Consider the following 6,159-nt stretch of genomic DNA (forward strand, 5'->3'; position numbering starts at 1 on the left):
CCGGTCCGGGAGTAACGGCTCGATCCGCGCCCACTGCGCATCAGTCAACGGCACACCCGGACCAACGATCAGATGATCCGAACGAAACGGCCTAGGCGCCGGGCGTGGGCTGGAGCCGGTGGTAGTAGTCACCCACGGCCGCCAGGTACGCGGGGTCCCTGGTCTCGCTGTCGGTCCGGAAGCGGGGCGCCGCCTTCACCTCCGCCCCGGTGCAGGCCAGCGTGATCCTCCGGGCCCGTGGGTCGATGCCGGTGACGACGCCCACGGGGACGAGGACGCTCGTGCCGAACAGCCAGACGCCGGTGTCGATGACCAGGTGCCGCATGCCGTCCGGGGCTGCCTCCCGGTCCACCCGTCCGAGGGTGCCGTCCCCGGCGGCGACGGTGAAGCCCGTCAGGTCCTGTCCCTCGACGTGTCCGCTGTCGGGCGCGTACGACCAGATTCTGTCAACGGCCACGCTGCTCCTTCCGCCCGAGGGTGTCACAGCACCAAATACCCTTCTCCCGCACGCGCATTCGGCATGTTTCTGACCGGAAGCGGTGGCATGGCCTCCGGCGCCTGGGGTTACCCGCTCCGCCGTCAGCACTTGTTGGAGGTATCCGTGTCCCTTGCCCAGAACCCGCTGTCCGTCGAGGTCACCCTGCCCCGCGAGGACGTGGCCCTGATCAGGGTGGAAGGCCACTTGGACGTCGACAGCGCGACGGAGCTCCAGTACCACCTGGCCAATCAGCTCCATCACGGCCGACGCCACTTCCTGCTCGACCTCTCGGCCGTGCCGTTCATGGACTCCTCCGGCATGAACATCATCCTGCGGGCGTACCAGGAGGCCCGCGACATCCCGGGGAGCGTCCACATCATCTCGCCCACGCCGTCCGTACGACGGATCCTCGACCTCACGGGCGTCAGCATCACGGTGCCGGTCTCGGAGGGGACCGACGAGGCCCTGGCCCGCGTCGATGCCTGAAGCCGCCGCGGGAGAATGCTTTCCCTTCTTTCCCTCCTCACCCGGTGCGTTTCGGCCACCGACGGGGCATGGTGGTGATCGACAGCGTTCGGCTGCCTGCCGTGCCGGCTGGCGGGACGGCTGACGGCACGGTGGGATCGATGAGGTGCGAATCGGCGATCCCCGGGCAGGCGAACGGCGTTCGAGGCAGACCGCCTGGAGCCGCAGAAAGGGATGAACACCGTGACACGACCCAGGATCCTGGTGGTTGGCGCAGGCTTCGCCGGCGTGGAGTGCGTCCGCCGTCTGGAACGGAAACTCTCCCCGGACGAAGCCGACGTCACCTTGGTGACGCCGTTCGCCTACCAGCTCTACCTTCCCCTGCTGCCCCAGGTCGCCTCCGGCGTGCTGACGCCGCAGTCGATCGCCGTCTCCCTGCGCCGCAGCAAGAAGTACCGCACCCGGATCATTCCGGGTGGCGCGATCGGCGTGGACCTCAAGGCCAAGGTCTGCGTCATCCGCACCATCACCGACCGGATCGTCAACGAACCGTACGACTACATCGTGCTGGCCCCCGGCAGCATCACCCGCACCTTCGACATCCCGGGCCTCACCGAGCACGCCTTCGGTATGAAGACGCTGGCCGAGGCCGCCTACATCCGCGACCACGTCATCTCGCAGCTCGACCTGGCCGACGCCAGCCAGGATCCGGCGGAGCGCGCCTCCCGGCTGCAGTTCGTGGTGGTGGGCGGCGGCTACGCGGGCACGGAGACCGCCGCGTGCCTGCAGCGCCTGACGCACGCCGCCGTCAAGCGCTACCCGCGGCTCGACCCGGGTCTGATCAAGTGGCATCTGATCGACATCGCCCCGAAGCTGATGCCGGAGCTGGGCGACAAACTCGGCCGCAGCGCCACGGAGATCCTGCGCCGGCGCGGCATCGAGATCTCGCTCGGCGTCTCCATCGACAAGGCGGGCCCGGAGGAGGTCACCTTCACCGACGGGCGGGTGATCCCCACCCGTACCCTGATCTGGACCGCCGGTGTGGTCGCGAGCCCGCTCATCGCCACACTCGGCGCGGAGACGGTCCGCGGACGGCTCGCGGTCAACGCCGAGATGGACCTGCCGGGCCACGACGGCGTGTTCGCGCTCGGTGACGCCGCCGCGGTACCCGACCAGGCCAAGGGCGAGGAGGGCGCCGTCTGCCCGCCCACCGCACAGCACGCGATGCGGCAGGGCAGGCACGTCGCCGACAACGTCATCGCCACACTGCGAGGCCAGTCGATGCGGCCGTACGTCCACAAGGACCTCGGTCTCGTCGTCGACCTCGGCGGCGCCGACGCCGTGTCCAAGCCGCTCGGCATCGAACTGCGCGGACTGCCCGCCCAGGCCGTCGCCCGCGGCTACCACTGGTCGGCGCTGCGCACCAACGTCGCCAAGACGCGGGTGATGACGAACTGGGTGCTCAACGCCGTGGCGGGCGACGATTTCGTCCGCACCGGCTTCCAGGCCCGCAAGCCCGCCAAGCTGAAGGACTTCGAGTACACGAACGCGTATCTGACGCCGGAGCAGGTGCGGGCCCAGGTCGAGGGCTCCGCACGGCAGGACCAGTGACGCTGCCCCGTGAGCTCCGTGCCATGCTGTTGGCGGAGATCATGACATGACACGGGAGTGAGTGCGGCGGCGTGAGGGCAGCGGGGCGGTCGGTCAGGGCACGGTTGCGAGACGGTGTCGCGGCGTCCGACCCCGGGTTGCTGCGGCTGGCCGCCGGTCTGCGGACGGTGGGTGCCATCGCCCCCACGCTGGCCGTGCTCGGACTGGTGGGGGCCGACGTCACGCATCTGGTGACGGGGGCCATGGCGGCGATGGTCGCCACCTTCGCCATCCGGGAGAAGCAGCGCGGGCAGCAGGCCGTGACGCTCGCGCTGGGTCTGCCGATGGCGCTGGCGTCCGTGACGCTGGGAGCGCTGCTCAGCTCGCGCGTGGTGGCCGGTGCCCTTTTCTTCGTCGCCCTCATCTTCGGCGCGGTCTACGGCCGCCGGTTCGGCGACCGTGGCACCGCGCTCGGGCTGATCGGATTCCAGGTCTACTTCCTGTCCTTGTTCGTCGGCGCCACCGTCTCCGGCCTGCCCGGGCTGTGCGGCGCGATCGGCGTCGCCTTCCTGAGCAGCGCGCTGGCGCGTTTCGCGCTCGTGCCCGAGACGCCGGCGCGCATCCTTCAGCGGTTGCGCGAGGCCTTCCGGGCCCGGCTGGCCCAACTGGTCGGCGCACAGCTCGACCTGCTCGACGCCGGGCCGGACGAGGTCGACAAGGCCCTGGAGGACGTACGCGACGGCACCGCGCGTCTGCACGAGACGGCGATGATGATCCATGGCCGGCTGGAGGAGGGCACCGCCGACGAGGCCACGGCGCGACTGGTACAGCGGCGCGTCGCGGACGCCGAGATCGCCGCCGAGCGGCTGGGCCTGTTGCTGCTGACCGCGCGCAGCGCCGAGCGGGCGGACACGCTGACCCTGCATCTGCCGGGCGCGCCCGCCCCGGCGAGCGGCCCCCTGCCGGTCCGCGACGAGACGACCGCCACGTTGCGCCGCGATCTCCAGGCGCTGCACATGCTCGTGCTGCGGCCTGTCACCGACCACACCGGTACGGCGCTGTCCCATGTGCGCAACCGGCTCCTCGGATACCGCGACGAGGACAACCTGCCGCCCGCCGCACCCGCCGTTCAGGACGTCTTCCGGGGCATCGGCGAGGCCGCCCGCGCGGTGCTGGGGCTGCGGATCGCCCTGGGCGGCGCCCAGGACGAGTCGGACGACACGCCCGCGACGGCCCGTTCGCGCGAGGAGCTGGATGCCGAGGACGCCGCGATCGACGCCGGCGAGGACGAAGGCCGGCCCGACGAGGAGCTCTCGGGGCTGCGGCGGCCGACCACCCGCGCGGCCGTGCAGGTCGCCGTGGGGTCGTCGCTCGCCATCGTCGGCGGCGAGCTCCTGTCCAGTCAGCGCTGGTACTGGGCGGTACTGACCTGCTGGATCGTGTTCCTCAACACCGCCTCGACGGGCGAGATCCTGGTCAAGGGCTACCGCCGGCTGGTGGGCACGGTGCTCGGGGTGGTGGCCGGCATCGTGCTGGCGGGACTGGTCGGGCAGCACACCTGGACGGCGTTCGCGCTGGTGCTGCTGTTCGTCTTCGCGATGTTCTACACCGCGCCGCTGTCGTACACCCTGATGTCCTTCTTCGTCACCGCGGCGCTCGGGCTGCTCTACACCCTGCTGCACACCTACAGCCTGTCGGTGCTCGTGCTGCGGGTGGAGGAGACGGCGCTCGGCGCGGCCTGCGGGGTCGTCGCGGCGGCGTTCGTACTTCCGGTGCAGACCGACCGCCGTACGAACGACCTCCTGGTCACCGTCCTGGACCGGCTCACCGACGTGACCGAACGGGCCGTGGACCAACTCAGCGGCGGGCCCCCGGCCGACCTGCTCGACCAGGCGCGCGACCTGGACCAGGCACTCGCCGACCTACGGGCCGCCACCCAGCCGCTGACCCACCCGATCACGCCGCTGCGGGCCCGGCGCGACACCGCCCGCTACGTCGTCGCGCTCCTGGAGACCTGCGCGTACCACGCACGGTCGCTGGCGGCCACCGCCGAACTCCTGCCCACCCATCCCTCGATCGCGGCGGACCCCCGGCTGCGCCGGGCCGGACAGCGCATCGCGCACAACATCGGGGCGATCTCCGCGCACATCGCCGACGAGCAGGCCGCCGTGAAGATCGAGACGGGCTCGAGCATCGCCTCCCTCCTGGAGCCGGACGTCCCCGGCACGCCCAGGTACGGCCGCATCACCGACCGCGTGCTCCGGCATCTGCAGCGCCTGGACGAGTCGGTGGCGGGCCTCGCCCGGCCGCTGGGCGTCCCCGTCGCCGCACCGCGGTAGCGGTCCCCCACCGGCCGGCACAGACCCGTGCCGCCGTGGCGGCACCACGGCGGCAGCCGGTCGCGCGCGGCCGTCACAGATCCGTGGGCAGGCCGCTCACCTCAGCGATGCCGCGCAGTTCGTCGTTCATCCGCTGCCGTTCGCGGATGTAGTCGGCGATCTCGCCGAGGCGCGCCGGGTCGGAGGCGGTGACCGCGTCGGTGACCACCCGGACCGGGCCGGTTTCGTCGATGTGCAGCTCGATCACCTCGTTGTCCAGCCTGCCCGTGACAGCGGTGGCGATGACCAGGGCGGCCTCGTCGCGGATCTCCTGGGGCAGCCCTTCGGCGTGCGACTCGTCAAGGGCGAAGTCGAACGCGGGCAGGCGTTCCTCCTCGATCGCGCGCAGGACCGGTTCCACCACACTGAGCAGGAGCTCGTAGTCCTCGGTGTCCATGCGGATCCGCAGCAGGCCGAGGTAGACGTCCACGGGCCGGCCGTCGGGCGGAAGCTCGGGTTCGTTCATCCCGTCCGTGTTCCCCGTGTGGCGCTTCTCAGACGCGACGCCAGCGGGCCATCACGAACAAGAACAGTCCGAACAGCGACAGCCCGGCCGCGACGCAGGCCGGCAACCACGGTGCCAGCGGGGCACGCCCGCAGCGGCGAACACCCCCGCGTGCCGCGCCGCCGCCCACGCCCGTGACGTCCACCGGCCGCCGGGCCCTAGGTCCAGCTCACCGAGCCTGAGCTTGTCGTGGTAGTCGCGGCGCACCGCCCGTACGGCGATCCACGTGCCGGTCACGGCGATCGCGGCGCCGGCCGCCCCGACGAGCCACTGCCCGGCGGGCGCCTCCAGCACCTTGTCGGTGACGTCCGTGGACTGCTCGTCGCTGGATCCGCCGCCGCCCGAGCCCGCCGCGAAGGACAGCACGGAGCAGGCGACGAACGTGTAGAAGGCGCGCCGCCGGCAGCCGTCCGTCTCTTCGCCTTACGGCCGTCCGGCCCGACCGAGCAGACGAGGGCCTCGGACAGCCGCCACAGGGCCATGCCGGCGAGGCCGATGCCCAGCGCCCACAGCAGTACGGCGCCGAACGGCTTGTCGGAGAGTTCGGCGAGGGCGCCGCCGCGGTCCGCCTGGCGCCCGCTGCCGCCGAAGGCGATCTGCAGCGCGAGGAGGCCGACCGGCAGGTAGATCACGCCCCGCGCGGCCAGACCCGCCCGCCAAGCACCACTGACCCGTACCGGTACACCGCCTCAATGAGCGGCTGGGTCGCGTCGGCTCCCCTCGGATCGGTCTCCCAGAACCAC

The 6,159-nt window shown here is 71.7% G+C and carries 5 protein-coding genes and 1 pseudogene; 3 read left to right on the forward strand and 3 right to left on the reverse strand.

From position 1 onward, the window contains the following. Positions 1-91: 91 nt before the first annotated feature. On the reverse strand, positions 92-457 hold the full coding sequence (locus ABT063_RS51525) for a PRC-barrel domain containing protein (protein ID WP_351069222.1): 366 nt from the start codon (positions 455-457) through the stop codon (positions 92-94). A 144-nt stretch (positions 458-601) separates the two neighbouring features. On the opposite strand from ABT063_RS51525, the gene ABT063_RS51530 reads away from it, so the two are divergent. The 3 genes from ABT063_RS51530 to ABT063_RS51540 all read left to right on the forward strand — a co-directional run bounded on the left by ABT063_RS51530 (position 602) and on the right by ABT063_RS51540 (position 4,872). After that, positions 602-964: an STAS domain-containing protein gene (locus ABT063_RS51530; RefSeq protein WP_351069224.1), complete on the forward strand. Its 363-nt coding sequence runs from the start codon at positions 602-604 to the stop codon at positions 962-964. Positions 965-1,177: 213 nt separating this feature from the next. Then, positions 1,178-2,554: an NAD(P)/FAD-dependent oxidoreductase gene (locus ABT063_RS51535; protein ID WP_351069227.1), complete on the forward strand. Its 1,377-nt coding sequence runs from the start codon at positions 1,178-1,180 to the stop codon at positions 2,552-2,554. A 71-nt stretch (positions 2,555-2,625) separates the two neighbouring features. Further along, complete coding sequence (locus tag ABT063_RS51540; RefSeq protein ID WP_351069230.1) at positions 2,626-4,872, forward strand: FUSC family protein; 2,247 nt, start codon at positions 2,626-2,628, stop codon at positions 4,870-4,872. Positions 4,873-4,945: 73 nt separating this feature from the next. Here the strand turns inward: ABT063_RS51540 and ABT063_RS51545 are convergent, their stop codons facing one another. Both ABT063_RS51545 and ABT063_RS51550 read right to left on the reverse strand, forming a co-directional pair. After that, on the reverse strand, positions 4,946-5,377 hold the full coding sequence (locus ABT063_RS51545; protein WP_351069232.1) for a hypothetical protein: 432 nt from the start codon (positions 5,375-5,377) through the stop codon (positions 4,946-4,948). Between the two features lie 28 nt (positions 5,378-5,405). Beyond that, positions 5,406-6,063: pseudogene (locus ABT063_RS51550) on the reverse strand (DUF1206 domain-containing protein). Positions 6,064-6,159 lie beyond the last annotated feature (96 nt).

It is taken from the genome of Streptomyces sp. NPDC002838 (genome assembly GCF_040295365.1).
Lineage (GTDB): Bacteria > Actinomycetota > Actinomycetes > Streptomycetales > Streptomycetaceae > Streptomyces.

Excerpts from the sequence above, each read along its gene's own strand:
- ABT063_RS51545 (WP_351069232.1), bottom strand. The coding sequence starts at position 5,377 with ATGAACGAACCCGAGCTTCCGCCCGACGGCCGGCCCGTGGACGTCTAC.
- ABT063_RS51535 (WP_351069227.1), top strand. The coding sequence starts at position 1,178 with ATGAACACCGTGACACGACCCAGGATCCTGGTGGTTGGCGCAGGCTTC.